Source organism: Kitasatospora sp. NPDC004272 (assembly GCF_053603035.1).
This window is the reverse complement of record NZ_JBSGET010000083.1, coordinates 1-24,018: the sequence shown is the minus strand read 5'-3', so window position 1 is coordinate 24,018 and position 24,018 is coordinate 1. Positions and strand designations below refer to the sequence as shown.

Genomic DNA, 24,018 nt, shown 5'->3' with positions numbered 1-24,018 from the left:
GTGAGGCGGCCGGGCTACAGGCTGCCGTCGGCGTGGGCCTCGGCCTCCTGGTCGCGGTCGTTCTCCTCGTCGGCCCCGGCGGCGGGCACCAGCTCCTCGATGCCGAACTTCTCGCCGATCTGCGCCCACGGGTCGCTGGCCTCGGTGGCGGGGAGGTCCTCGGTGTTCAGGTCGAGGAGGGCGACGATGTCGCTGATGCTGCGGACCGGCACCTGCTCGCCGTCGCGCACCAGCAGGAAGGTGCGGGTGATGTAGCCGCCGGATCCAGCGGGGGAGGGAACGCACAGCAGGTGCGCGCCGCCGGACAGGTCGCACGTCGCGGAGCCGTCCGGGAAGCCGGTCCAGTTGTCCGACCGGGTCAGGCTGCCGCCGCTGTTGTCGAGGCTGTGGGCCTGGGTCGCGGCGCGGTGGGCGGCGTCGGCGGAGACCTCGTCGGCGAGCTGCTCGGTGGTGGGTGCCGGGGCGGGCTCGGTCAGGCTGTAGGAGTAGGGGGCGGGGGTCAGGCCGAGGCGGTCGCGCAGGGGGCGACGGATCTGGGTGGTGACCTGGTCGGTGGTGACAGCGGCGACCGCGGCCGCGGCGAGGGCGAGGGCGGCGCGGGTCTCGATGGGGCGGGCGGCCAGGGCGCGGTAGGTGGTGAGTCCGGCGGCGGCCGCGGCGGCGGTGGTGGCGAGGTTGTCGACGGTGTCCAGGATGGTGGTCAGCACGCGGGCGCGGGTGTCGGTCATCGGGCGGTCCCTTCGGGGCGGGTTCAGGGCGGGTCGGCCGGGCGGCCGCGCCGCGCACCACGGCGCCTTGTCCGGGCCGGGGCGGCTCGGCGGGAAGAGCATCGTGGTGGGCAGCGTGAGCGTCCGGAGACAGTGGGGGTGTCAGTCCTGTCCGGCGCGCAGCTTGTCGGCCTCGGCTTGGGCGAGCTGGGCGGCCTCGGGGTTGAGGGCGGCGCCGCGGGCAGCGGCCTCGGTGTAGAGGCGGATCAGGGACTGGCGGGTGGCCGGGTCCAGCGGCGGCATGGGGCGGCCCTCGCGCCGAGCGGCCCATCGGGCGGCCAGGGGCTCCAGGTCGCACATGTTGGCCCGGTACGTGCCGTGCGGGGCGCTGTCGCTCATCGGAGCGTCCTCTCGATCGGAGGTGTTCGGCCGGGCGGCCGCGCCGCGCACCGGACCGCGCCCGCACCTGGGCGGGGTGCGGGGCGGGCCGGTGGGCAGCGTCAGTGCCCGGTGCTTCCGGTGCGGTGGTGGCGGATCTCGTCGACCTGCTCGACGGCGAGCTGGTGGAGGGTGTCGCGGGCGCGGCGGTGGGAGACGCGCAGGAACTCCTCGGGCACGCGCTGCTCGTCGCTCCGGCCGGAGTTGCGCTGCAGCAGCTGGTCGAAGGGGGCGTCGACCAGGACGGCGACGGTGGAGCGGTGGTACTGGCGGGCCAGCCACAGCAGCGGCTTTCGGTGTTCCGGCAGGAGCGAGCAGCTGTCGACGTAGGTGGTCTCGCCGCGGCGCATCCGCATGGTGATGATCTGCTGCTGCAGCACGAGGGCGTCGGCCGTCGCGCGCTGGTCGCCGGGGCGGCTGACCGCGGCGCGCAGCCGGTCCAGCGAGACGACCTGGTGCTCGGGGACCTCCCGCAGCAGCGTGGTCTTGCCGGAGGCGGGTGCGCCGATCATCAGGACGAGCGAGCCGTCGTTGACGGGGGCGAGGGTCGGGTACTCCACGGGGTTCTCCTTGAGGGGTGTTCAGCGGGCGAGAACGGCGGCGGCAGCCGTTTCGAAGGCGTGGTGGACGGCGCCGTCCATGCAGTAGGCGCCGTTGATGCCGTGGTCGGCGAGGCGGAAGAACTTGCCCTTGCCGGTGGCGTCGGCGAACTTCTCCAGCAGGCCGCCCGGGACGCGGCGGTCGATCGCGTAGTGCGTCAGCCCGCTGATGGCGAGGGCCGCGGCGACCTGTCCGGGGCGCAGGCGCAGGCCCAGCGTCCGGGCGCCGATCAGGAGGGCTCCGGCCTGCGTGGCGGTGTAGGTGAGGCAGTGGACGGCGCAGGCGCGGCGGCCGGCCGCGGTGCCGTGGACGGTGCCGTCGTCGCCGGTGACGGGCGCGGTGTCGGTGGCGCCCTTGGTGCGGGCGCAGTGGTCGCTCTGGACGAGGTGGTCACCGACGTCCGCGCCGACGCGCAGCAGGGCGTAGGCGGCGGCGAAGCGGGCGGCGCGGACGGCGCGGGTGTCCTTCACGGGTTCCTCCGGGATCGGGTGGCGGCCGGGCGGCCGCGCCGCGTACCACAGCACTCCCCGGCCGGGTACGGCGGGGGAGTGTCGTGGTGGGCAGCGTGAGCGCCGGGACGGTTCAGCGGTCGACGACGGGCTTGTCGATGTCGCGGTGGGTCACGTGCACCTGGTGGCCGAGCGCGGCCAGGCGGCGGCCGAGCTCGTCGGCGAAGTAGCCAGCACGGTGTTTTCCGCCCTGGCAGCTGCAGGTGACGGTCATCGGCTGGGTGGCGGCGCTGGGGCCGGCGGCGTAGGCCTGGACGGCGGCGACGGCGGCGTCCAGGAGCTGCGGGATGCCGGGGGTGGCGGCGACCTGGTCGCGGACGGTGTGGTGGCGGGCGGTCAGGTGGCGTACGGCGGGGTCGTGGTGGGGGTCGCGGAAGTGGTGGCGCAGGTCCAGGGCGAGGTGGGCGGCGGGGCCGGGGCCGTGGAGGTGGCCGAAGGAGGTGATCTCAACGATCACGCTGGTCCTCTCAGTCGGGGTGGACGGGAAGCACTGCGCCCTCCCGGACCGGGTGGGCGGGAGGGCGCGGTGGTGGAGAGCGGTCGGGTCAGACGCCGGCGGGGATGAGCTGCTCGAGGTAGAGGCCGCGCAGCGAGTTCAGGACGTAGTCGCTCAGGCGGTCCTCCATGAGGACGGCGGCGGCCAGGGCCTTGGCGCGCATCGCGGCGTAGTGGGCGGCGCTGCGGCCGAACTCCTCCTCGGTCGCGGCGCAGGCGGTGCGGATCGCGAGGTGCTCGGCGACCAGGAGCGCGGCGGTGCGGCGCACGTTGCGGGCGTGGTAGGCCGCGTTGGTGTGCGCGTCATCACCGCGGGCGGCGGCGGGTTCGACGAAGTTGCACAGCCGCCAGGTGCGGTGGGCGTCTTCGACGCGGGCCGGGTCGGCCTGGTAGGTGGCGGCCCACCGGCGGGCGAGGCCGGGCAGCTCCTGGTCGAGCAGGTCGAGGACCTGGCGGCCGCGCGGGCCCAGGGCCAGGTGCGCGTCGACCTCGCGGACGACGTGCAGCTGGTGCGCGTACAGCCGCCACCGGTCGTCCCGGCGGCCGTTGAGGGTCCAGTTGCCGGTCTCGCCGAGCGGCTGGACCTTCCACAGCCGCCACTGCGTGAGCTCCGGGGCGTCGTCGAGGACCTCGCCGGGCGCGGAGACGGTGCGGAAGTAGCTGAACCGGCTGTCGTCGTACCACTTCCGGCCGGGGTTGGGGTGGTCGATCGTCGTGCCGAGCGCGGCGGCGATGTCGGTCGGGAACCCGGCGTCGGCGCTGCGCGGGATGATCCCGTCCACTCCGGTGACCAGGTAGTAGACGGGGGCGGCCTTGGGCTTCTTCGTGCTCACGATGGGGCTCCTTCTCCACGGTGTCCGGTCGGCCGGGCGGCCGCGCCGCGCACCACGGCGCCCGCGGGTCGCGCCTGGCGGGCGCGGCGGGCGGGCGTCGTGGTGGGCAGCGTCGGGGCCCGGACGGGTCAGAGGTGCTGGAGTTCGGCGGCGGCTTCGTCGGCCGGCAGGGCGAGGAGGGCGGCGTCGGCGACGAGGGTGCGGAGCTTCTCGGACGCGGTGAGGGCGTCCAGCAGCGCCCGGTAGAGGGCGTGCTGGCGGGGGTCGTTCAGGTTCAGGTTGGTCTCGGAGGCGGCCGCGACGCCGCACAGGTAGATGACGACCTCGGCGCTCTCGCGGTGCAGGGCGAGCAGGCCGGGCTGGAACTCCAGCGGGCCGGTGAGCTTGCGCAGGGCGGCGCGCAGTTCGACGTCGTGTCCGGCACGGGCGCTGGCGAGGTTGTCCTCGATCGCGGCGGCGACGGCGGCCGGGTCGTGCAGGGCGATCTCGTAGCCGAGGCGGCGGGCGAGGCGGGCGGGCAGCAGGCGAAGCAGGCTCTGGCGCACGGGGTCCTCCAGGAGGTGGTTGGTGCTGGGCGGTGGTGTCCGGCCGGGCGGCCGCGCCGCGCGCCACTGCGCCCCGCGGCCGGGCCGGTGGGCTCGGGGGCGGGGCGCGGTGGCGTGCAGCGTCAGTGCCCGGACAGCAGGCTGAACAGGACGAGGGCGGTGATGCCGAGGACGGTCAGCAGGAGCCTGGGGTTGATGGAGCGTGTGCCTTGGAGGCGCTGGATCTCCTTGTAGATGGCGTCGCATTCGGCTTGCAGGCCGGTGTGGGAGGCGCTGCCGGGGGTGAGGCCGGACAGGGTGGCGGAGCGGTCGCGCAGGCGCTCGCGGAGGGCGGCGATCTGCTGGTCGCGGGATATCGCCACGGGCACGGTGGGGCTCCTTGAGGTCGGTGGTGTTCAGCGGGACAGCGTTCGGGGCAGGGCGGGCCGAGTGGGTGGTGCGGGCTTACCGGTCGGGGCGGCTGGTGCGCCGGGCGTCGCCGCCGGGATCGACGACCAGCACGGTCTCGATCCGCGGCTCGGGCACGCTCACCTCCACCACCGGGGCCGGTGCCTGGGCGGGGGCGACGTCGACCGCCACGATCGGCGCCGGGGCGTTGGGGACGTCGTTGAGGATCGTGGTGTGGGTGGTGATCCACGAGCCGGTGAGCGCGCAGGCGGCGAGCACCGCCCAGGCCAGCACCGCCAGGCCCGCGGCGACCGGGCGGCCGGGTTCGGCGGTGCCGTCCCACACCGCCGCGGCGGTCAGCGCCCCGAACAGCAGGCCGCCGAGCTGGACGCCGACGCTCGCGCCGCGCCGCAGCGCGACGACCAGGATCACGATCCCGGCGGCGGCCCAGGTGGTGTGGAGGGTGGCGGGGCCGGCGGGCAGGCCGGCGCGGCGCCGCTGGAGGCTGCGCTGGATCGGGTCGTTGACGGTGTGCCAGAGCTGCAGGGGCGGGTGCTGCGGGTCCGCGCACCAGCGGGCGCCGGCCAGCGCGGCCTGGGCGGTGCCGGCCAGCACGAGCGCGAGAGCGGCCAGGGCTGCGAGGGCGGCCAGGACGAGCGCGGCGTCGCCCAGGTGCCGGAGCGGGGCCGGGGCGAGGCCGCGCAGTCGGCGCCCTCGGCGGGGGTGGTGCCAGATCACGTCCGGGTGCTCACCCTGTGCGGGCGGGCCGGGCGGGGGCGGGGCGCCGAAGGTGGGGAAGAGCAGGTCGTCGTCGGCCTGGTCCTCGTGGTCGGGCCGGTCGGGGGTACGGGGGTTCACGGTGGGCAGCTCCTGGTCTGTCGGCGGGTCGGATGGTGGCGGGAAGCGCGTCCGGCCCGGCCGCACGGGGCGGCCGGGCCGGGGTGGGTCGGATTCGGTTGGCGGGTGCTGGGCTATCGCGCCCAGCCGGTGGCCAGTTCCTGGCCGGTGATGGTCTCGACGAGCGCGGAGACGAGGAGTTCGGCGACGTTGCTGGTGACGGCGTTGCCGAACTGGCGGACCTTTTCGCGCTTGTTGCCGACGACGACGTAGTCGGGGCGGAAGGCCATCGCGGCGCCGATCTCGTGCGGCTCCAACATCCGGAACAGCACATCGTCGACGTCCACTACGGCGCGGCCGGCGGCGAGGGCGTAGCGGTCGCGGGTGGTCATCGTGCCGACCGGCTCGGCCACGGGGCGGGCTGTGCCGGTGCCGTAGTAGGGGACGAGCACCGGCCAGGTGACGAGCGACTGGTGTCCGGCGGTGGTCAGGGTGCGCAGCGGTTGGGTTGCCGGGGTGCAGTGCTCTGCGCCGTCGCCGGTGGAGCCGTTGTTCCGCATGATCATCGCGGCGTGTGCGGGGGAGGCGACCAGGCCGTGGTGGTTGCCGGAGGCGGTGACGGTGGCGAGGGCTTCGAGGACGGGGCGGGCGTCGGAGGAGCCACCTCGCAGTTCGGCGATGAACGGCGTCCAGGTCGGGTTCTGGGGCTGCGGCGGTCCGTCGGCCGCGGCTGTGCTCGTGCTGTCGCGGTTCCCGGCGGCATAGCGGCGCAGGCCGGCTTCGATGCGGGCGAGGGTTTTGGTGGCGAGCGGCTTGATGCGGTCGCCGATGCGCTGTCCGGGCAGTGCCCAGTCGATGATGCTCGCCGCCGGGAGGACCGGCGGTTCGACGGCCTGGTGGCGGCAGGTGGTGTGGGGGCAGCGGTAGACGTACTGCTGCCGGTAGCGGCCCATGTCGGCGCCGGGCTTCTTGAAGACCTGCACGGCGCGCACCCACCGCTGGCAGGTCGTGCACCAGGCGTGGGGGCGCAGCCATTTGTCCCAGTCGGGGGTGCGGTCGAGGTCGGCGCGCCAGTAGACGAAGTTATCTGGACAGATCACCTGATTCAGCGACTGTGCTGGCCGCACGAGGTGCGTATGGTTCCGGCCGTGCGAGTAATGAAGGTGCCCGATGCCGCGGCCGGTCAGCCGCAGGTGCGGCTGATGGACGCAGCTGATGAGCCAGTGGTCGAAGTCGATGACTTCCTGCGATTGTTGACCGTTCGGGCGTACTCGACGAACACTGTCCGCGCATACGCGTACGACCTTCTGAAGCTGTACCTCTTCTGCGAGGAACGCGGCTTCACAGCAGACGAGTTCACACCGGCGCGGGCGATGGAGTTCCTGGAGTGGCTGCGGCTGATGTCGTCGTCGCGGCGCGCGCAGCGCCTGGAACTCGGTGTCGCGGCCGGCGATGGGCGGTTGCTGTCGCCGAAGACGTGCAACCGGGTGCTCGCCGCGGTGTCGTCGTTCTACGAGTTCCTGATCGCCAGCGAGCGGTACGTCGGCCGGGACAATCCGATCGTCAAGAAGGTCGACCAGGCTGCGGCGCGAGTGCCCGACCGGCACCGGCCGCCGCTGGCGAATGCGCGCCGACAGCAGCCAGTGCGCCGGGTGCTGCGGGTGAAGACGGTGGAACCGGTGCCGCGGCCGATGCCGGACGACGTCTACCGGGCGCTTCTCGATGAGCTGCGTACCCGCCGCGACCTGGCGCTGCTGGAGGTGATGTGGGAGGGCGGGCTGCGTCCGGGTGAGGTGCTGGGGCTGCAACTGGGGGACATCTCCTATGGACAGCGCCGGGTGACGATCCGCAAACGGGACGATCATCCGCGCGGCGTGCGGCAGAAATCGCGCCGTGATCGGGTGGTCGATCTGTGGGAGGGGCGGGCGCTGGCGGCGCTCAGCGCCTACGTGATGCGCGAGCGCCCGGCCGACGTGGACACGCCGTGGATGTTTCTGGTCGGAGGCCGGGGAAAGCGCCGGGGCGAGCCTCTGGGCTACGACGCCCTGGTGCGGATGTTCGCCCGGGCCGCAGCGCGGGCCGGAGTGCGGGACGCATGGCTGACCCCACACAGCCTTCGGCACACCCACGCGACCCGAATGTTCGAGGGAGGCATGCGGGAGTTGACGCTGATGACCCGGCTCGGGCACGCGACACCCGACTCGATGAAGGTCTACACCCGGGTGAGCGATCCCGAGGTCGTCAAGGACTACCGTCGGGCGATCGGAGAGCAGGACACGTGAGCGTGAATGCACCACAGTGGGCAGCGTCAACACCGGCCGCCTCCGCACGCTGGCTTCCCCAGCATTGCCCGGAGGCGGAGTACGCGGCCTTCATCGCTGCTTTGCCGATGAGTAACGGCTGGCGCCGAAAGCACGCCCAGTTCCACCTGCGGTTCCGGCGGACCTACCCCGATCTGCACACATGGTTCGCAGAGCCGCTGCGGATTCGGCTTGGCTGGCGCAACGGCGAGGGACAGAACCGCCGTTGCGCTCCCGAGCCCGCATCCGATCCTGCGACGGCATGGATCAACTTCAACGCTCGCCACTATCTGACCTACCTCGCTCTCACCGGACGCATGCGCATGGACTGGGGCTGGCTGCTGGGGATCGGCGTGCTCAAGCCGTTCCTTGTCGCCGATCACCTCGGGCTGCCGCTGCGGGAGCACAGCGAGCGGTTGCGTGACGGTCTCCTGGCGCTCGGGCACATCCGCGATGACGAGGGCTTCCGGGTTCCCTGGGGCTTGATCAGGCTGGTCATGCACCGCGGCGACCCCGACCTGAACACGCTCGTCGGCGACGACGTCGAGACCATGCGGCACGCCATCCGCCACTGCGAACGCATCCCCGGTCTGCTCCAGGTCATCGGCGAGGACCGCTGCCCCACCCTCAAGCTGTCCTGGGCGACGAACGCCTTCCGCACCGGCCTGGCGCTGTTCCACACCGGCATCACCGACCGGCCGCCATCCCGCGAGACGGCGAGCCCGCCACCACGGCTGTGCTCCAAGCCGCGGATCGACGCCGTCTTCGAACGCTTCCTCGCCGAACGCGCCCTGGTCCTGCGGCCCGAGAGCATGTCCAGCACCCGCGGCGGGCTGCGGCGCTTCGGGCTCTGGCTGGACACCGAGCGCCCACAGATCGACAGCCTCGACCAGCTCAACCGCGCCGACCTGGTCGCGTTCATGGAGTCGGTTCACCGGCTTCGCAAGATCAAATATCCCGACGAGCCACTCAGCCGGGCCTACCGGGCCGGCATCATCTCGACCGTCGCCGTGTTCTTCCGGCATGCCGCCGTCGCCGAATGGGACGACGTCCCGGCCCGCCCTCTGATCACGCATGCCGACATGCCTCGCGTGGTCGAACGCGTCCCGCGGTTCATCCCCGAAGACCAGCTCGGGCCAGTCATGGACCAAGTCCGGTCGCTGGATTGCCCGTTGCAGCGGTGTGCGCTGCTGGTCGCCCGGTGGAGCGGCGCCCGCCGCACCGAGATCCGCAAGCTCCACCTCGACTGCCTCGACACCTACCCGGACGGCACCCCACGACTGCGGCTCGCCGCCGGAAAGGCCCTCAAGGAACGCACCGTGCCGCTTCATGAGGAAGCCGCCGACGCCATCCGCACGCTCGCCGCATTGCGGCAGATGCAGTACGACCGAGGCATCCACGACTCCGACCTCGGACGCCCGGTGCGCTACCTGTTCCTGCGCAACGGAGGCCTCGCCGGCCCCGACTACCTGTTCGCCAACCCGCTCCGCGCGATCTGCCAGGGTCTCGGAATCCTCAACGGCGTCGGCAAGCCCGCCATCCACCCGCACCGCTTCCGCCACACCCTGGGCACCCAACTTGCCGAGAAAGGCGCCCGCGTCCAGACCATCATGAAGGTCCTCGGACACAAAAGCCCCGGCATGTCGATGACCTACACGCACATCTCCGACCCCACGGTCCTGGCTGACTACCAGGCCGTCCTCAAGCCCGGCGCGGTCATCGCCGGCCCGCTCGCCGACACCCTGCGCTCCGGACAACTCGACCAGGACGCGCTGGACTGGCTGAAGACCAACTTCTACAAGACCGAACTCGAACTTGGCCGCTGTCTTCGCCTGCCCCAGGAAGGCCCCTGCGAGTGCGACCTCTACCTGACCTGCGCGAAGTTCATCACCACGCCCCAGTACGCGCCCCGGCTCCGTGAACGCCTCTGCACTGAGCGGCAACTGATCACCGACGCCAGAGACCGCGGCTGGGAACGTGAAATCGAACGCCATCAACGCATCGCCGACCGCATCACCGGCCTCTTGGATGACCTCGGTGAACTCCACGACGAGCCGACCGGCTGAGGCGGCGGACCAGCCAAACCGCTGGTCGAGCAGCCGCGTCCACGACAGGATGCCACCATGCGCCACGCCGACGAACAAGCCGAGTTGCTCAAGCTCATCCGCCGCTATGTCACGCCCGACCAGCGTTACCTCAAACTCGGTGGCAGCTTCCTGCACATGACCGAGCGCAAGCGCACCAAGTTTGCAAGGGAGCTCGGCAAGGCTGCCAGCGAAATCACACCTGGTGAACTGGCCATTTTGCTCGAAGGCGGGTGGCGAGAGCGCACGACCGCCGCCTGGCTCATTGCCGTCGCCCGCAGAACCGAGTTCCGTGAACGCCTCGGTGAGCTCCTGCTCGCCAGCGAGGTCTGCTTCGCGGGCTCCGCCTACTGCATCACCTTCGCCACCTTCGGCACTCAAGCCGACGCGGACCTGTTGGCCGCATACCTCGATCGCTACCTCCGACGTCCCGACCTCTACTACGACCAGACAGCCGCCATGGGTGCACTCCTGCACCTCGACGCCAAGCTCGGTGCCGGTCAAGCGACCAAGTTCCTGGCTCCAGACGGCCTCTGGCACCAGTGGATCGACGGACCACCCCGCAAGGAGCACCACGACACACCGGACAGCTACCGCGAGAGCACCGGCCAGTTCTGCGTCTTCGCTGATGAGAGCACTGAGTACTGCACGGCACGAAAGCGGTGACACCGTCCCCGGCAGGGTGACACCTGATCGAAGGAATCTGCCGTCGCAGAACTCAAAGTTGTCCAGATAAGCGAGGTAGAGGCGGTCGCGGGACTGCGGGGCGACGGGGGTGGTGGCGGGGCGGGCGTGCATGGAGTTCAGGGCGATCAGGCGGGTGCGGTAGCCGGGGCCGATCTGGCGGATGGCCCGGATCCAGGGCTGCCAGCGGTCCCAGGCGCGGACGTCGACGACGTTCTCGACGACCCCGGCGAGCACCGGCTTGCCGCGGGCGGCCATCGCCTCCAGGTAGCGGGGCACGTCCCACATCAGCGCGCGGGAGCGGTCGGTGGCCGGGTCGGGCAGGGTCTCGCCGAACAGGTCGGGCTGGCGGTTGAAGTCCCGTCGCGCTCCGCGGGCGTTGGACCATTTCGGGCACTCGGGGGAGGCCCAGAACAGGTCCGCGGCGGGGAAGCGGGCGACGTCCGCGTCGTGCAGGTCGCCCAGGAAGTGGTCGGCGTCGGGGAAGTTCGCCGCGTGGGAGGCGATGGCCTTGTCCCAGTGGTTGGCGGCCAGTGCGGCCTTCACCCCGGGTACCCGCTCGGCGCCGGCGGAGGATCCGCCGGCGCCGCAGAAGAAGTCGATGTAGGTGAGCACTGCGGTCCTTTAGTGAAGGCCCGGCCGCACAGGTGCGGCCGGGCCGGTGACGGGGGCGGTGGGCGGTTCTGGTCAGCCGGACAGGCGCACGGGCATCAGCACGTGCCGGTAGTGCGTTTGGGCGTCCTCGCCGAGGCGGGGCAGGAACAGCACGGGTTTGTGCTCGTGGACGATGTGGATCTCGGCCTCGGGGGCGGCCAGGGCCTTGAGCGCGTCGGCGAGGTAGCCGGGGTTGAAGGCGAGGGTGAACCCGTTGACGGCGCCTTCGCCCTCGGCGTGGGCGGGGACCCGGTCGACGGCGTGCGCGTCGTCGCCGGAGCCGGCCTCGATGCGCAGCGCGGCGCCGGTGTTGGTGGTGGAGAGCACCAGGCGCAGGGGGGTGTTGCGGGTGGCGACCAGGGCGACGCGCTGGAGTGCGGCGAGGGTGTCGGCGACGGGCAGCGTCCACACCGCGATCGGGTCGGCGGGGCGCAGCAGGGTGTCCACCTTGGGGGCTTGGTGGCCGGACAGGATGCGGGTGGTGTAGCTGCGGCCGCCGGGTGCGGAGATGCCGACCAGGCTGTCGGACCAGTGCAGGGTCAGCGGGTGGTCGCCGTCCAGGGCCCGGGCCCCCTCGGCCAGGGCCTTGGCGGGCACCAGCGCCCGGGCGGCCGTGGACGCGGCGGCCGGGTCCGGTCCTTCGCCCGGCTCCGGCGGGCGCCGCTTGGCGCCCGGTTGCCGCGAGGCCGGGGGCGGGGTGCCGGTGGGGCGAACGGTCAGCTCGCTGCGGGTGATGCGGTAGCGGTCGGTGGCGTCCAGGCGCAGCTGCTCGCCGTCCAGGTGCAGTTGGATGCCGGTGAGGGCGGGCAGGGTGTGGTCGGTGGACGCGGCGATCGCGCTCTGGGCGACGGCGGCGGCCAGGGCGTCGGCGGCGACGGTGGCCACGGCGTCCGGGAGGGCCGGGAGCGCGGGGTACTCGTCCACCGGGAGGGTCGGCAGGGTGAAGCGCGCGGCGCCCGCGGCGACGACCAGGCGCGTACCGCCGTCGACGAGTTCCAGGTCGGCGTCGGCCGCCTTGGGCAGGCTGGAGCAGATGTCGGCGAGCAGGCGGCCGGGGACGAGGGTGCGGCCGTCGCCGGCGACCTCGGCGGTGGTGGTGTCGGCGGTGTAGACCTCGGTGTCGGAGGCGGCCAGGTGCAGGCCGCCGTCGGTGGTGGTCAGCAGCATCCCCGCCAGGACGGGGATCGGCGGGCGGGCGGGCAGGGCGCGGGCGGTGTAGGAGACGGCGTCGGCCAGGGCGGCGACGGGCAGGCGCAGCTTCACAAGGGGGTCCTTCCGGGCGGTGGCGTGGTCGGTGCGACGTCAGGGGGCACGGGCAGGTCAGTTGTCCTCGCGCTGCGCCCCGTACGGGTCGCAGGAGGAGTAGGCGGTGTCCAGGGCCAGGCAGGTCCCGTAGTCCTCGGCGCTGTCCACGACCAGGTCGACGGTGCCGGCCCAGCCCGGCACCGTGGCCATCACCGGCGCGTGGCCGGGCAGGCCGGCCAGCGCCTGGCGGAGGGCGGCGACGGTGAGGTGGCCGGTGTTCGCCAGGCGGCCGGTCCCGGCCGTCCCGGTCCCGGCCGGGACGGGGCCGAGGTCGAGGTCGAGGGGCAGGGTGTCCGGGTCGGGCTGGGCCTTGGTGGTGCGCAGCACGAGCGCGCCGTCCCAGGAGGTGGAGCGCACCGGCACCACGCCGCGGCAGTCGAAGTCCGGGACGTACAGGAGCACGGGCAGCTGCTCGGGCAGCTCGCGGATGCGGGCGGCGAGGCCGGCGACGGTGAAGCGGGCGGCGCTGTAGGGGGTGCCGCTGATCCGCCAGGTGGCGGCGCGGTCGAACGGCGGCCGCTCCACCGCGGCGGCCCTGACGGCTTCGACGATGGTGACCGCGGCCGCACCCATGTCCTCGGGGCTGGCCGGGTCGGCGGTGACGGTGGTGTTCACGACGTCCTCCAGGCGGATCGCGGTATCGGCCGGGCGGCCGGTGACGCCCCCGGGACGCGCCGCGCCCGCCCCGCCGTGTGGTCGGCAGAGCGGGCGCGGGCCTGCGGTCCGGGGGCGAGGCCGGCCGCCCGGTCAGCAGCCGGGTTCGGAGGCGACCGGGGCAGGCAGGGCCATGCAGTCCCGAGCGTGCTGGGCGGCTTCGGTGCGGATCAGGCCGAGGTCCTGGGCATGGGCACAGCTGTCGGTGCGGCAGCCGCTGCAGCGCCACCAGGCCGGGCCGGGGGCGTGCTGGTGGTGATCGGGCCACGGGTTCGCGCCGATGACGTCGATCTCCGCTCCGCTGCGGTTCTCCAGGTGGATCCAGGCGTGCTCGGGGCCGCCGTCGACGGGGGCGTCGGAGCGCAGCAGGATGTGGCCGGCGGCGGTGATGCGGATCTCGTGCTCTTCGGCCGCCCTGAGCAGCAGGTTGCGCAGGGCGGAGCGGCCGCCGAAGATGTCGCTGCCGTCGAGCTGGTGGACAGCGGTGTGGATCTCGTCGCGGGTGGTGCGGGACTGGTGCAGGGTGCGGGCGTAGGAGAGGTAGCGGAGCAGGACGTCGTAGGCGTCGTCGCGGTCGAGCCGTTTGGTGAAGCGTTCGGGCTCCAGGCCGTCGAAGAGCTGCTCGATGTCGGTCTCGGTGGTCCAGGTATCGACCATGGGAGTCCTCCTGTTGAGTGGTGTCGGCCGGACGGCCGGTGACGCCCCCGGGACACGCCGTGCCCGCCCGGCCGGTGGTCGGCGGGGCGGGCACGGGAGTTGCGGTCCGGGGGCGAGGCCGGCCGCCCGGTCAGCCGTTGTTGTTGGTGATGGAGCCACGCCAGCCGGCGGACTGCCTGCCGATGGTGGTCTGGTGGGTGCGGTGGACCAGGGCGAACGAGGTGCCGGTCGCGGCGGCGCCGTCGCCGCTCGCGCTCGCCGAAGCGCCCCCGGCGGCGCCGGTGGTGAGGGAGCGGAGCTTGCCGAGCAGCCCGGCGACGCCGAGGACGACGGCGGCGACCAGGACGGCGGCCCACTTGAGGAGGTCGCCGAGCTGGTCGGCGTGCGGGGCGATCTCGCCGACGGCCGCGCCCAGCATCCACACCGCGCCGCCCGCCGCGAGGGAGGCGATCGAGCCGTACAGGACGTACTGCTGGACCGCGAGCGGCAGGCCCTGCTCGGCGGGCCGCGCCGCACCGGCGGCGACCGGGGCGGGGGCGGGGGCGGGGGCTTCGTGCGGTTCGGCCGGGGTGGCGAGGGGGTTGTGGACGGGCACCGCGATGACCGCTCCGTCGACGAGGGCGGGGATCAGGGCGGGGGTGGCGGCGGTGGGCTGCAGCGGCACGGCCACGACCCGGCCGCCGAGCGAGGCGGGCACGTAGCCGGGCTCCAGCAGGTAGGCGTTCAGGTCGACTGCCGTGTCGGCGGTGGGGACGGCGGGGGTCTCGTAGACGCTGCTCACGGCAGCCTCCAATCCGTGCGGGGAAGGGGTTGTGCGCGGCGCCGGGCGCCTTCTGGGGCCGCCGGGCCCTGCTCGTGGCGGGGCGGGGTCCGGCGGCCCCCGGAGAGGCCGGGAGACGGCGTTTTGATAGCCGGTCAGTCCTGGGTGGGGGTGCGGTCGGGGAGGGTGGTGACGGGGCCGTTGTGGAAGCGGCGGTGCAGGGCGGGCGGCCAGGCGTCCAGGCGGGTGTCGGTGGCGGTGAGGACGGTCTCGACGCCGCTCTTGCGGCCGACGGCGGCCAGGAACTGGAGCAGCCCGGCTGCCTCGGTGTCGGCGAGGAGGGGTTCGGCGCCGTCGACGACGAGCAGGAGGCGGGGCTCGATCGTGCTGGGCCTGTAGTCGTTGGCGTGGGCGAGGCGTCGTCCGGCGATGGCGGCGGCCTCGGTGAGCAGCTGCACGGCCTGGTCGGTGTCGGCGGCGCGGTCCAGGCCGGTGAGGCGGCCGGGGGTTGCGGTCTCGATGCCCCAGACGGTGGTGGCGGGGCCGTGGGTGAGCTTCTCGACGGCGATGAGCTGCTCGACGGCGCGGGTCTTGCCGGATCCGAGGCGGCCGGTGATCAGGTGGGTGGCGGGCATGGGGACTTCCTTCCTCGCAGGGTGCGGGACGAGAAGGTGCCCGCCGCCCCCGGGTGGTGCGGGGCGGCGGGCACGGGTGGTGGCAGTGGGTCAGGAGGCGGCGGCGAGCTGGGCGGAGCCCCAGGCGCCGTGGCCGAGGTCGACGACCTCGCCCTTCTCGGCGGCGCGCTTGAGGGTGGAGGAGACGGTGGACAGCGGCATGTTCAGCCGGGCGGCGATGATGCCGGTGGTGGCCTGGCCCTCGGTCTCCAGGAAGGCCAGGACGGCCTTCTTCTTGTCGCCGCGGGCCGGGGTGCTGCCCGTGGCGGTGGCGGCGAGCAACTGGTCGAAGCCCGGGGCGGCCTGGGCGGGCAGTTTGCCGAAGGTGGCCTTCGCCGGGGCGACGGCGTTCGCGGCGGAGCCCTTCTTCTGCGGCTTGGCCTTGCCGGCCAGGGTGGTGGCGGTGGTGGTCTCGGCGTCGTCGGTGACGCCGGGCACCGGCGGGAGTTCACCGCGGCGCCGGGCGGCGAGCCGCTCGCGCCACTGGGTGTAGGCGGGGCCGACGTGCTCGGCGGCCTCGCCGGAGATGACGGCGGGGGTGCCGCGCTTGGCCCACCGGGTCGCGATCTTCTGCGGTTCCGGTGCCCAGCCGCGGAACATCGCCGCGCGCTCCTCGACGCCCTTGAGGTAGCCCATGCCGGAAGTCGGCACGCCGGGCTCGTCCGGCCACACCGCCGGGATGTCGTTCGGGTCCGCCGGGAGGTTGATGACGTACCCGGCGGAGCGTTCGGTGGTGCGGAAGGCGATGTTGTTGCCCGCGGTCAGCGGCTGGCGCAGCTTCGGGGTGCCGAGGGCGTCGAGGGTGGGCAGGTGGGTGACCAGGCGCAGCTTGATGCCGACCTTGCGGCCGAGGATCGCGATGCGCACCGCGTAGTCCAGGGCTTCGGGGTAGTTGCCCCACACGTCCTGCCACTCGTCGATCGTCACCGAGATGAGCGGCTCTTCGGGGGTGGGGGACCAGTCGGTGTCGCCGTACATCAGGTCGCCGTCCGCGTCGTACCAGACGGTCAGGGCGGAGGCTTTGGAGCGGCGGGTGAGTTCGGTGTCGGCGGCGATCAGCATCGCCATGCACTCGTCGACGCCGGGGGCGAAGTAGGACAGGTAGTCCTGCCAGAACCCGAAGCTCTTGCCTTCCTGGGGGTCGCCGCCCCAGCTGGTGACGAGGCCGGAGTGCCGCTCGATGGAGAACAGCGAGCGCAGGAGCGCGGACTTGCCGGAGCCGGTGGCCCCGGAGATGTGGGTGTGCACCGCGCCCCAGCCGGGCCGCCACATCTGGTACTGGGCGGGTCCGCCGTCGATGTGCAGGCCCAGGCGGGCGATGCCGGTGGTCACGTCCAGTGCTTCCGGGCCGGGGAATACCGGCACGGTCTTGAGCGGGTTCTTGTCGTAGACGAGGAGCTTGGCGCGATTCGCCGCGCCGCCCGGGACGCCGTCCACGGCGATCGAGGAGATCGGCAGGCCGTAGGCGGAGGCGATCAGCGTGGTCGCGCCGATCGCGGAGGAGGTGGTCTGCCGGCCGCCGTCCAGTTCGATCAGCGCCTCCCAGGCCCCGTCGCCGGTGTCGACCGGCTCCAGGAGCCGGGAGCCGGGCAGCGCCCCGCGGGCGGCGCCGACCTTCTCCTCCCACACCGCGATGCGCTGCTCGGCGCCGAGCGGTTCGGCGGTGGCGCGGATGCGGCGGCGCCACCACCACGGGATCGCGGTGGCGGGGGTGAGCGCCAGCCACCACAGCCCGGTCATCGGGGCCTCGAACGGGCCGGTGTGGGTGAGGGGCATCGCGGTCAGCAGCGCCCCGGCCGCGCCGGCCGCGAGGGAGGTGCGGATCAGCTCGGCCCGGCGCATCGGCCGGTTCGGCGGGGTGGGCAGCACCCGGTGCCGGTGCAGGAACTTGACGGCGGTGCGGGTGTAGGGGCCCTTCTTGCGCCAGGTGCGCGCGACCAGGACGGCGGCCGGGAGGGCGGCGTCGGCGGCGAGCGCGCCCACCAGGCCGTGGGGGGCGTGGGTGAGGGCCTGCCCGTAGCCGGCCAGGACCAGGGACGTCGCGAGCGGGGGCAGGTGGCGGCGGTGGCGGTGCAGCCGGCGCCAGGTGCCGCGCGCGATGCGGCGCGGCAGGGTGCCGCCGGCGGTGGGGGTGGTGTCCGCCCCGGCCGGGGCGGTGAAGGGCTTCGTCACGGGAGGACTCCAGCGGTGCAGCGGGCGGACGCGGATGACGGTGCGGGTCGTGGGCGGGTGCGGGTGCGGCACCTCGGCCGGGCACCGAACCGCCCGCCCCGCCGGTGGTGGCGGGACGGGCAGGCGGGCGGTGCGCGACCGGGACGGCGCGGCCGTTCCGGGCCCCGGCCCCGTTCCTGAACGGGTGTCAGGTCCGGGTCCGGGTCCGGGTCCGGTGCTCGGTCAGAGGCGGTTGTTGTAGGCCTCGCGGTTGGCGGCCGGGACCGGCGCGGAAGCCACCGCCCGGTCGAAGCCGCCGTGGCGCTGCTCGATGGCCAGCCCGGCGGCCCGGGCCATGCCGTTGAGCTCGATCGCGCAGTTCGCGGCCGCCGCGACCGCGCGGGCCTGGCCGACCAGGGCGCCGCCGACCTGCTGGAAGTCGTTCAGCGTCAGCGGGTCGAAGCCGAGCCGCTCGATGGCGTGGTAGTTGCGCTCCGCCTCGACGACCTTGGTGTTCAGGCGCTCGAACCGGTCGCGGGCCGCAGCCTCCTCGATCGCGGTCGCGACCGCCAGCTGCACCAGGTTCTCCTGGATCTGGCCGTAGGTGATCTCTGCCATGCGGTTCCTCGCAGTTTCTGCTCTTCGGTGCTGACCTTCGGTCAGTCGCCGTAGGTGCTGGTCTCGGCCATGTCGACGTCGGCGGCGTTGCGGGCCTCCTGGATGCCGCCGTGGCGGCCCCACACGTTCGCCGACGCCTGGGAGGCGTTGCGCTCGGCGAGGTCGGAGGTGCGCAGGTCCTCCTCACGGGAGGTCTTCAACTCGGTGAGCTTCTCGACGATCGCCGCGAGCTCGCCGAGCGTCTTCGCGTCGTACTTCGCGGCCGCGGCGGCGTTGTAGGCGTGCTCGGCCTTGGCCCGCAGGTCGCTCAGGCGGGTGACGGCCGCGGCCGCGTCGTCCTTCTCCATCCGCGCCCAGCGCGAGAGCTGGGCGAGGTACTGCATCAGGGAGTCGACGCCGGTCACCTCGGTGACCAGCGCCGACATGGTGGGCAGGTTGCTCATGCCGCTCCTCGGCGTAGTGATGGTTCCGCCGCCGGTGCCGGGGGCGGGCATCGTGGGGTCGTCCTTGACGATCCGCAGGTGCGGGCCGCCCTCCGGGGAGGGGGCCGGGGACGGGACCGCCCCCGCCGACGCGGTGTCGACGGGGGCGGGGGCGGGCGCCGGTGCGGTGCCGACAGTCGGCGGCCGCTCCGGCTTGGGCGGCACCGGCCCGGTGGCGGCGGCCTTGGCCTGCTCCTCGCGGGCCCGGTCCTCCGCCTCCCAGCGGGCCAGGCGCTCCTTCCGCTCGCGTTCCAGGCGGGCGGCCTCCGCCTCGGCGGCGGCCACCGCCGCCGCGAGCCGCGCCGCCGCCTCCGCGTCCGCCCCGGCCGGCGCGGCCGGCGCGGTCGGGCCGCCGGTGTTCACCGTCTCGTCCTCGACGATCTCGGCGTCCACGATCTCCGCCTCGGCCGCGGCGCCGCTCTTACGTGCCGCCTTGGCGGCCTTGACCTTGGCCCGGCGCTCACTGATCGCCGCCTTGGTCTCGGGCCAGGCTTTGCGCCAGCCCTCCCGCGCGCCGGAGGTGAAGGTGTAGACGCGGGCGACCGAGTTGATCGCGCCCTGGGCGATCTTCTTCCCGGACTCGGTCCGGTCGATCGGCTTCGGGTCCTTCGGCGTCTTGGTGTGCTGCGCGGCCGTCGCCCGGCCGGCGGTGACCCCGCCACCCAGCGCGTACGCCAGCGCCATCGCGATGAGCAGTTCCATCTGCTGCTCTCCTTCTTCTACTGGAGGCCGAAGGCGGAGGCGACGATCCCGGCGACGAAGTGCGCGACCCAGCCGACCGCCGCGGCCACCCCGTGGCCGACCTTGCCGGGGATCGCGGTCGCGAAGAACGGCATGCTCGCGGCCAGCGCCAGGGTGCGCGGGCTGCAGCGGTTGTCGCGCACGTCGATCAGCAGCACCACCGCCGCCCCGAGCGACACCAGCCAGCCCACCCCGACGCCGACCCAGTCGGTCATCAGGCTCGCGACCGCGTCGTTGGCCCAGGTGACGCCCTCGTTGATCAGGTGGCCCAGCCCGGTGCCGGCCAGGCCGACCCCGCCCGCGGTGAACAGCGCGATGTGCAGGTGCGGCATCTCCAGCTTCGCGAGCGCACCCTTCACCGCCCCCGCCGCCCGCCCGCCGCCGCGGCCGCCGTGGCGCTTGCCCGCACCCGCGGTCAGCGTCTGCCCGCCGCTCGCGAGCACCTGCAGCGCCGCCGACAGCGCCATGCTGGCGACACCGACTCCCGCCGCCACCGTCGTCTCGATTACGGTCATGACCATCCCCTCCCAAGGGGCACTCGTGGCTTGTCGATCTTGTTGTGGATCACTGGTGCGAAGGCTGTCCCGGGCCGTCAGAACGACTTCTGACGGCCCGGGACAGCCCCCGCACCCGCCCCTTGCAGTTACACAACGTGGGCGGGTACTCTCGCGCGCGCGCCTGCGCGCCCCTACGCGTTGGGCCCGGGCAGATACGCGTACATGCGAATGCGCGGGGCGAATTTCGCAATCAGAACCGGCGCCCCGTCACTTGCTGTGACGCTTGGCCAGGTTCGCCGACAACGACTGCAGAGCGGTCGCGAGCTGCATCCACTCGCCGTCCCGCACAGCCTCCGGCAGCCTGCCGATCACCGACCGCAGGACGTCCCACTCGGCCTCCGCGGCGACCTTCGCGCCGCCCCCGACCGCCTTGCTCCGGATCTTCGCGGCGTGCGCGCCGACCCGGCGGGCCCGCTCCTCGCTGCGCTTCTCGATCCTCTTGCGCCGCCAGGCCGGCGGCTGCGCGGTGTCGCCCACCGCTGCCTCCCTCGTGTCGGTTCCCGTCGGCCGGACGGCCGTGACCGCCCCCGCACCCACCCGCATCGGGTGGTCGGGGACGGCGATGAACGGCCGGACGAACAGGCAGGTCAGCGGCTGCGGCGCAGGCGCGGGTGGCACCACCAGCAGGCGGGGCCGTGGTCGTGGGTGGTACGGGCGTGGGCCAGGAACAGCGGCGTCACGACGATCGCGACGACGGCCAGGGCGACCAGCACGAGGCCGGTCACGTACGCGAGGGTGCTCATCAACTTCTCCCTGTGGTGCGACGTAAAGGGGTTTGACCTGCGGTGATAGGGGTGAAATCGGAGCCGTCAGGCCCGGCGGGGGCCGGGTGCCGCTACCGTGGTGCTCGGCGCTTCGACGCCTTCGGCGGTCACCAGGACGTTGTGAGCGTCCTGGTGGCCACCGGAGAAGCCGACGTCCTGTCAGGCGGCCTCGGCGGCCTGGTCGTCGTGCTTGGTCTCCTCGGAGACCGGCATCTCGTCCTCCAGCGCGGAGGAAATGACCGCGAGCTCGAACTCCGAGTCGTCCGCGAGGCGCTTCTTCGCGGACCGGATGCGGTCTCCGACCCACGTCTCGCCCTTGCCGTAGCGCTCGCCGATCGCCTTCTGGTCGATGTCCGAGCCCTCCAGCATCAACCTCGCGACCTCCCGCTCGGCCTGCTCGCGAAGCTGCGAGCGGACTTCGCGAGGAACCGTGCCGCCGTTCTGCGAGGCGATTTCCGAGACGGATCGCGAGGCGCTGGCGCGGGAAGGGCGAGCAGTCTGCGAGGCCAGTCGCTGTTGGCGCGCGGCGGCCCGCTCCTCTGCCTTGCGGCGCTTCTCAGCAGCCTCGGCGGCCTCCTTCGCCCGGCGTTCCTGTTCGGCCGCCTGCTGCTGCCGGACCTGCTCCTCTGCCAGCATGACCTTGGCTTTCGCCTCGGCCTCGGCCTTGATCCGCAGCGCCTCGCGCTCGGCCGCCGAGCGCTTCGCGGCCTCCTCGTTCTCCCTCGCGATCCGCAGCCGGGCCGCCTCGATTTCCTGCTCGCGCCGCAGCCGAGACTCCTCGGCTTCCTTCTCGCGAAGCAGCCGCGCCTCCTCGTTTTCCCGCTCGATCCGCAACCGCTCGGCATCGCGGAGCGCCCTCGCGTTCTCCAGTTCGCGTTCCTCGCGAAGCCGGGCGATTTCCGCCTCGCGTTCCGCCCGCTTCTCCTCGGCTTCGCGCTGCGCCCTCGCGCTCTCCAGCGCGGCCTGCTCGCGAAGCCGGGCGGCCTCGGCCTGTCCGGCGATGCGCGCGGCCTCGGCGGCCTCGCGGACCCGCTCGCGTTCCAGGTGCTCCTGGTGCTCGCGTTCCTCCCGGCGACGCCGGTCCTCGCGCTCGGTGCGCTGCTCCTCCAGCCGTGCGGCCTCGCGCCGCTCCGCCTCCTCGCGGGTGCGGCGCTCGCGGTCGCTCTTCGCGGCGTGCTGCTGGTCCTCGAAGTCCTGCACGACCTGGCGCAGTTCGGCGAGCTTGCGGGCGAGGTACTTGCGGTAGCCGGAGGACGCCTCCGCCATCGTGATCAGCAGGAACGGGGCCACGGAGTGCAGCAGCAGGCCGCCGGCGTCCGGGTGCTTGGGGATGAGCATGAACTTCCCGTCCGGGTACAGGCTGGTCCAGGAGTTCATCAGCCAGGTGCTGATACCGGCGAACCAGCGCAGCAGGAACGGCCAGGTGCCGGCGCGCTCGCCGCCCTGCTCCGTCAGGACGCCGTCGACGTACAGGACGGTGATCAGCGCGAGGGAGGCCATCGGGTCGAGCATCCACGCGATCCACATCGGGATGTCGTGGGACATCGCGAACCGGGTGACGTTGATGCAGGTGAAGACCAGCGCGCCGCCGCCGATCGACATCAGCGAACTGGTGATCGTGTCGCCGAGCTTCTTGAGCTTGGCGAGAGCGGTCGTCGCCGCCTCGTACTCCTGGCGGCTCACCACGTGCACCGCCGCGGCGGCGGGCGTGGCGGAAGGGGAGCTGGGGCCGGGCGCGGGGCGCGCCGGGCCGGGCGGGGCCGCCGTCGGCGGCATGGCGGTGAGGGTCACGAGGGGCCTCCGGAAGACGCGAAGCGGCGGCGGCCGCCCTGGAAGTGGCAGCCGCCGCGGGGGCGAGAAGGGGGGCGGCCGGGCTGGGCGGGCCTCGGTCAGAACGCAGCGGGGACGGCCGTGCCGCTGTCGGTGCTGCGGGGGCCGGGACGGCTGAGGCCGAGCAGTTCCAGCAGCGCGGGCAGGGAGTCGACCGTCTGCATCTCCCAAGGGCGAGGGCTGCTCTTGATCAGGTGGATCTCCTCGGCCTCCGGCCAGCCGTGGCTCTGGTAGGTGCGCAGCAGGGTGCGGCCGGGGTGGTAGTGCAGCCACCGGTCGGCGCCCAGGCAGTAGACGGCGCTGCCGTCGGGGTAGCCGCTCCAGCGCTCGGCCAGGGTCAGGCCCAGGCAGTGCGTGGGGTCGAGGTGCTGCTCGGCGTAGTCGGCGGCCCGGCAGGCGGCCTCCTCGCGCACGGCGTTCTCGACGTGCGCGAGGACCGCGGCCAGGTCGCCGTCGACGGGCGCCTGCGACGGCTCCCAGCCGGAACCCTGGGCCGCGAGAATCGCGGTGGCCGCGGCCAGCTCGTACTCGGTGTCGAGCAGGCGGTGCCGGGTCTCGGTCCAGGTGCGGGTGCGAATCAGGCGAAACAAGGGGGCCTCCTGCTGGTCGTGGCGGGCGGTGCGTCGGGCACCGACGAACACCGCCCGCCCCACGCCCCGGGTGGTCCGGGAACAGGGCGGGCGGCGAACGACAGCAACCGATGTGCGGTCAGCGGGCGGTGGCGGTGCGGGCACGGTTGCGGGAGTTGCGGCGCTTCATTGCGCGCCGCTCGTCCTCGCTCAGCCCGCCCCACACGCCGGTGTCCTCGCCGGTCTCCATCACCCAGGTCAGGCACTGCTCCATGACCGGGCAGCGGCGGCACACGGCCTTGGCCTCCTCGATCTGCAGCAGGGCCGGGCCGGTGTTGCCGATCGGGAAGAACAGCTCGGGGTCCTCTTCGCGGCACACCGCGCGGTGGCGCCAGTCCATGACGGTCTCCTTCTGCGTCGTGGTGCGGGTCAGGCGATTCGGGCGGTGCGGGCGAGCTCGTTGAAGGCGGCGACGGTGGCCGGGTGGGCGGCCTCGTCCAGGACGTGGCGCTGCTCCAGGAGCGCGCCGCCAGCGGCCGGGGCGGCCAGCATGTGCTCGACCCAGACCGTCAGGGCGGCGGCGCCGGGCTCGGCGACGACCTGGTCGCGGCGCTCGTCCCAGCCGGTGCTGTGCGTGCGAATCCGGGTCTCGCCCAGGGTGCGCACGCTGATCTGCCAGGGCGACTCGGTCCGGATGGCGAGGACCTCGTACACGTCGCCCCAGTAGCCGCAGCGGTAGATGCCGCCGACCTGCTGCGGGCCGAGCTGGCGGGCGACGTAGCGGCGGTAGGCGGCCAGCTCGCGCCCGGTCTTGACGGTCGATTCGCTGGTGCTGGTGTTCTGCTTCATGACGGCCTCCAGCCGGAAGTTCACGGACGCGCTCGCTGCGCCGAGGACCGGGGCCCGGGGCGCAGCGAGCGCGGAGGGGGTTGGTCAGTCGGCGGCCGGGATGCGGCAGCGGATGCGCTTGCCGATCGCGGACGGGCGGACGGTCCAGCCGGGGGCGAGGACGTCGAGGAGGATCAGGCCGCGGCCGGACTCCGCCTCGTCGCTGTCCGGCGCGGTGCCGGTGCGGCGCGGGCCGACGCCGGCGAGCGGGTCGTGGACGGTGACGACCGCGTCGTGGTCGGCGCGGTGGACCTCCACGACCAGCGGGACGTGCTCTCCGCCGGCGCGGACGGCG

At 73.4% G+C, this 24,018-nt stretch carries 29 protein-coding genes and 1 pseudogene; 3 read left to right on the top strand and 27 right to left on the bottom strand.

Annotation, left to right across the window (positions count from 1 at the left end; translation table 11 throughout):
- Window positions 1–14: 14 nt before the first annotated feature.
- From ACWEO5_RS24120 to ACWEO5_RS24075, 10 genes are all read right to left on the bottom strand, one after another.
- Window positions 15–728, bottom strand: a complete 714-nt coding sequence (locus tag ACWEO5_RS24120; protein WP_452164368.1) for a hypothetical protein — start codon at window positions 726–728, stop codon at window positions 15–17.
- A gap of 141 nt (window positions 729–869) precedes the next feature.
- Window positions 870–1,106: a hypothetical protein gene (locus ACWEO5_RS24115; RefSeq protein WP_452164367.1), complete on the bottom strand. Its 237-nt coding sequence runs from the start codon at window positions 1,104–1,106 to the stop codon at window positions 870–872.
- A gap of 101 nt (window positions 1,107–1,207) precedes the next feature.
- Entirely contained in the window at window positions 1,208–1,705 is a 498-nt protein-coding gene (locus ACWEO5_RS24110; protein WP_452164366.1) for an AAA family ATPase, read from the bottom strand.
- A 21-nt stretch (window positions 1,706–1,726) separates the two neighbouring features.
- The gene (locus ACWEO5_RS24105; RefSeq protein WP_452164365.1) at window positions 1,727–2,215 is read right to left on the bottom strand and encodes a hypothetical protein; all 489 of its coding nucleotides are present in this window, start codon (window positions 2,213–2,215) and stop codon (window positions 1,727–1,729) included.
- Between the two features lie 112 nt (window positions 2,216–2,327).
- The gene (locus ACWEO5_RS24100) at window positions 2,328–2,711 is read right to left on the bottom strand and encodes a RapZ C-terminal domain-containing protein (protein ID WP_452164364.1); all 384 of its coding nucleotides are present in this window, start codon (window positions 2,709–2,711) and stop codon (window positions 2,328–2,330) included.
- 88 nt (window positions 2,712–2,799) lie between these two features.
- Window positions 2,800–3,582, bottom strand: a complete 783-nt coding sequence (locus ACWEO5_RS24095) for a hypothetical protein (RefSeq protein WP_452164363.1) — start codon at window positions 3,580–3,582, stop codon at window positions 2,800–2,802.
- 128 nt (window positions 3,583–3,710) lie between these two features.
- Entirely contained in the window at window positions 3,711–4,127 is a 417-nt protein-coding gene (locus ACWEO5_RS24090) for a hypothetical protein (RefSeq protein ID WP_452164362.1), read from the bottom strand.
- Between the two features lie 122 nt (window positions 4,128–4,249).
- Window positions 4,250–4,495 (bottom strand): hypothetical protein, encoded by a 246-nt coding sequence (locus tag ACWEO5_RS24085; RefSeq protein ID WP_452164361.1) that lies wholly within the window; start codon window positions 4,493–4,495, stop codon window positions 4,250–4,252.
- 76 nt (window positions 4,496–4,571) lie between these two features.
- A complete protein-coding gene (locus ACWEO5_RS24080) occupies window positions 4,572–5,372 on the bottom strand; it encodes a hypothetical protein (RefSeq protein WP_452164360.1) in 801 nt (266 codons plus the stop codon).
- A 113-nt stretch (window positions 5,373–5,485) separates the two neighbouring features.
- Window positions 5,486–6,451, bottom strand: coding sequence for a hypothetical protein (locus ACWEO5_RS24075; protein ID WP_452164359.1), 966 nt, complete (start codon window positions 6,449–6,451; stop codon window positions 5,486–5,488).
- A gap of 57 nt (window positions 6,452–6,508) precedes the next feature.
- On the opposite strand from ACWEO5_RS24075, the gene ACWEO5_RS24070 reads away from it, so the two are divergent.
- Genes ACWEO5_RS24070 through ACWEO5_RS24060 form a run of 3 tightly spaced genes read left to right on the top strand, consistent with a single transcriptional unit; the run spans window position 6,509 to window position 10,401 of the window.
- Window positions 6,509–7,633, top strand: a complete 1,125-nt coding sequence (locus tag ACWEO5_RS24070) for a tyrosine-type recombinase/integrase (RefSeq protein WP_380276246.1) — start codon at window positions 6,509–6,511, stop codon at window positions 7,631–7,633.
- Between the two features lie 2 nt (window positions 7,634–7,635).
- Complete coding sequence (locus ACWEO5_RS24065; RefSeq protein WP_344559677.1) at window positions 7,636–9,717, top strand: tyrosine-type recombinase/integrase; 2,082 nt, start codon at window positions 7,636–7,638, stop codon at window positions 9,715–9,717.
- 57 nt (window positions 9,718–9,774) lie between these two features.
- Window positions 9,775–10,401, top strand: a complete 627-nt coding sequence (locus ACWEO5_RS24060; protein ID WP_344559679.1) for a DUF6000 family protein — start codon at window positions 9,775–9,777, stop codon at window positions 10,399–10,401.
- A gap of 84 nt (window positions 10,402–10,485) precedes the next feature.
- Here ACWEO5_RS24060 and ACWEO5_RS24055 read toward each other — a convergent pair.
- The 17 genes and pseudogenes from ACWEO5_RS24055 to ACWEO5_RS23975 form a co-directional block, all read right to left on the bottom strand.
- Window positions 10,486–11,034, bottom strand: a pseudogene (locus ACWEO5_RS24055) (DNA cytosine methyltransferase); the annotation flags it as partial.
- A 72-nt stretch (window positions 11,035–11,106) separates the two neighbouring features.
- Entirely contained in the window at window positions 11,107–12,336 is a 1,230-nt protein-coding gene (dnaN, locus tag ACWEO5_RS24050; RefSeq protein WP_452164358.1) for a DNA polymerase III subunit beta, read from the bottom strand.
- Window positions 12,337–12,393: 57 nt separating this feature from the next.
- Window positions 12,394–12,993, bottom strand: a complete 600-nt coding sequence (locus tag ACWEO5_RS24045; RefSeq protein ID WP_452164357.1) for a hypothetical protein — start codon at window positions 12,991–12,993, stop codon at window positions 12,394–12,396.
- Between the two features lie 132 nt (window positions 12,994–13,125).
- The gene (locus tag ACWEO5_RS24040; RefSeq protein WP_452164356.1) at window positions 13,126–13,689 is read right to left on the bottom strand and encodes a hypothetical protein; all 564 of its coding nucleotides are present in this window, start codon (window positions 13,687–13,689) and stop codon (window positions 13,126–13,128) included.
- Window positions 13,690–13,819: 130 nt separating this feature from the next.
- A complete protein-coding gene (locus ACWEO5_RS24035; protein ID WP_452164355.1) occupies window positions 13,820–14,470 on the bottom strand; it encodes a hypothetical protein in 651 nt (216 codons plus the stop codon).
- A 134-nt stretch (window positions 14,471–14,604) separates the two neighbouring features.
- Complete coding sequence (locus ACWEO5_RS24030; RefSeq protein WP_452164354.1) at window positions 14,605–15,084, bottom strand: hypothetical protein; 480 nt, start codon at window positions 15,082–15,084, stop codon at window positions 14,605–14,607.
- A 90-nt stretch (window positions 15,085–15,174) separates the two neighbouring features.
- Window positions 15,175–17,295, bottom strand: a complete 2,121-nt coding sequence (locus ACWEO5_RS24025; RefSeq protein WP_452164353.1) for a hypothetical protein — start codon at window positions 17,293–17,295, stop codon at window positions 15,175–15,177.
- Between the two features lie 222 nt (window positions 17,296–17,517).
- On the bottom strand, window positions 17,518–17,892 hold the full coding sequence (locus ACWEO5_RS24020) for a hypothetical protein (protein WP_452164352.1): 375 nt from the start codon (window positions 17,890–17,892) through the stop codon (window positions 17,518–17,520).
- Window positions 17,893–17,933: 41 nt separating this feature from the next.
- Window positions 17,934–19,076, bottom strand: coding sequence for a hypothetical protein (locus ACWEO5_RS24015; protein WP_452164351.1), 1,143 nt, complete (start codon window positions 19,074–19,076; stop codon window positions 17,934–17,936).
- Between the two features lie 17 nt (window positions 19,077–19,093).
- A complete protein-coding gene (locus ACWEO5_RS24010; protein ID WP_452164350.1) occupies window positions 19,094–19,630 on the bottom strand; it encodes a hypothetical protein in 537 nt (178 codons plus the stop codon).
- Between the two features lie 249 nt (window positions 19,631–19,879).
- Complete coding sequence (locus tag ACWEO5_RS24005; RefSeq protein ID WP_452164349.1) at window positions 19,880–20,149, bottom strand: hypothetical protein; 270 nt, start codon at window positions 20,147–20,149, stop codon at window positions 19,880–19,882.
- Window positions 20,150–20,259: 110 nt separating this feature from the next.
- Window positions 20,260–20,415 carry a hypothetical protein gene (locus tag ACWEO5_RS24000; RefSeq protein WP_452164348.1) on the bottom strand — a complete coding sequence of 52 codons (156 nt, stop codon included), beginning with the start codon at window positions 20,413–20,415 and terminating at the stop codon, window positions 20,260–20,262.
- Window positions 20,416–20,595: 180 nt separating this feature from the next.
- The gene (locus ACWEO5_RS23995; protein WP_452164347.1) at window positions 20,596–22,227 is read right to left on the bottom strand and encodes a hypothetical protein; all 1,632 of its coding nucleotides are present in this window, start codon (window positions 22,225–22,227) and stop codon (window positions 20,596–20,598) included.
- A 98-nt stretch (window positions 22,228–22,325) separates the two neighbouring features.
- Window positions 22,326–22,856 (bottom strand): hypothetical protein, encoded by a 531-nt coding sequence (locus ACWEO5_RS23990; RefSeq protein WP_452164346.1) that lies wholly within the window; start codon window positions 22,854–22,856, stop codon window positions 22,326–22,328.
- Between the two features lie 118 nt (window positions 22,857–22,974).
- The gene (locus ACWEO5_RS23985; protein ID WP_452164345.1) at window positions 22,975–23,235 is read right to left on the bottom strand and encodes a WhiB family transcriptional regulator; all 261 of its coding nucleotides are present in this window, start codon (window positions 23,233–23,235) and stop codon (window positions 22,975–22,977) included.
- A gap of 29 nt (window positions 23,236–23,264) precedes the next feature.
- Complete coding sequence (locus ACWEO5_RS23980) at window positions 23,265–23,684, bottom strand: hypothetical protein (protein ID WP_452164344.1); 420 nt, start codon at window positions 23,682–23,684, stop codon at window positions 23,265–23,267.
- A gap of 84 nt (window positions 23,685–23,768) precedes the next feature.
- Window positions 23,769–24,018 (bottom strand): ATP-binding protein (locus tag ACWEO5_RS23975; RefSeq protein WP_452164343.1); only part of this gene is annotated, 250 nt, incomplete at its 5' end.

Bases quoted from the DNA above. Each gene is read 5' to 3' on its own strand.
- ACWEO5_RS24120 (WP_452164368.1), bottom strand. From the start codon at position 728: ATGACCGACACCCGCGCCCGCGTGCTGACCACCATCCTGGACACCGTC.
- ACWEO5_RS24115 (WP_452164367.1), bottom strand. From the start codon at position 1,106: ATGAGCGACAGCGCCCCGCACGGCACGTACCGGGCCAACATGTGCGAC.
- ACWEO5_RS24070 (WP_380276246.1), top strand. From the start codon at position 6,509: ATGAAGGTGCCCGATGCCGCGGCCGGTCAGCCGCAGGTGCGGCTGATG.
- ACWEO5_RS24060 (WP_344559679.1), top strand. From the start codon at position 9,775: ATGCGCCACGCCGACGAACAAGCCGAGTTGCTCAAGCTCATCCGCCGC.
- ACWEO5_RS24040 (WP_452164356.1), bottom strand. From the start codon at position 13,689: ATGGTCGATACCTGGACCACCGAGACCGACATCGAGCAGCTCTTCGAC.
- ACWEO5_RS24030 (WP_452164354.1), bottom strand. From the start codon at position 15,084: ATGCCCGCCACCCACCTGATCACCGGCCGCCTCGGATCCGGCAAGACC.
- ACWEO5_RS24020 (WP_452164352.1), bottom strand. From the start codon at position 17,892: ATGGCAGAGATCACCTACGGCCAGATCCAGGAGAACCTGGTGCAGCTG.
- ACWEO5_RS24015 (WP_452164351.1), bottom strand. From the start codon at position 19,076: ATGGAACTGCTCATCGCGATGGCGCTGGCGTACGCGCTGGGTGGCGGG.
- ACWEO5_RS24010 (WP_452164350.1), bottom strand. From the start codon at position 19,630: ATGACCGTAATCGAGACGACGGTGGCGGCGGGAGTCGGTGTCGCCAGC.
- ACWEO5_RS24000 (WP_452164348.1), bottom strand. From the start codon at position 20,415: ATGAGCACCCTCGCGTACGTGACCGGCCTCGTGCTGGTCGCCCTGGCC.
- ACWEO5_RS23985 (WP_452164345.1), bottom strand. From the start codon at position 23,235: ATGGACTGGCGCCACCGCGCGGTGTGCCGCGAAGAGGACCCCGAGCTG.
- ACWEO5_RS23980 (WP_452164344.1), bottom strand. From the start codon at position 23,684: ATGAAGCAGAACACCAGCACCAGCGAATCGACCGTCAAGACCGGGCGC.